1 protein-coding gene is annotated in these 495 nt (G+C 70.9%); it reads right to left on the bottom strand.

Features of this window, described 5'->3' with window-relative positions:
- Positions 1–495 (bottom strand): methyl-accepting chemotaxis protein (locus tag IN07_RS20000; protein WP_036339490.1); only part of this gene is annotated, 495 nt, incomplete at both ends.

Raw genomic sequence — 495 nt, 5'->3', positions numbered from 1 at the left:
GATCCGGCCGATCGCCGACACCGCACCGGAGGTGTCGCCCTGGATGGCCTCCACCCGCCGCGCGATGTCCTCCGTCGCCCGCGCAGTCTCCTGCGCCAGCTCCTTCACCTCGTTGGCCACCACCGCGAAGCCCTTGCCCGCCTCACCAGCACGCGCGGCCTCGATCGTGGCGTTCAGCGCCAGCAGGTTCGTCTGCTCCGCGATCGAGGTGATCACCTTGATCACGTTGCCGATCTCCCGCGAGGAGTCACCCAGCTTCGTCACCGTCGCGTTCGTCGTCTCCGCCTCGGCCACCGCCTGCGCCGCCACCCGCGCGGCCTCGTTCGCGTTCTGGCTGATCTCCCGGATCGAGGCCCCCATCTGCTCAGCACCGGCCGCGACAGTGGCCACGTTCCGGCTGACCTCGTCCGCAGCAGCGGAGACGACGCCGGACTGCGCCGAGGTCTCCTCCGCCGAGGCGGAGATCTGCGCCGAGGACGCCGACAGCTCCTCCGA

It is taken from the genome of Modestobacter caceresii, from assembly GCF_000761485.1.
Classification (GTDB): Bacteria; Actinomycetota; Actinomycetes; order Mycobacteriales; family Geodermatophilaceae; genus Modestobacter; species Modestobacter caceresii.
Note: the sequence above shows the minus strand (reverse complement) of the source record. Positions and strands in the feature narration are given on the sequence as shown.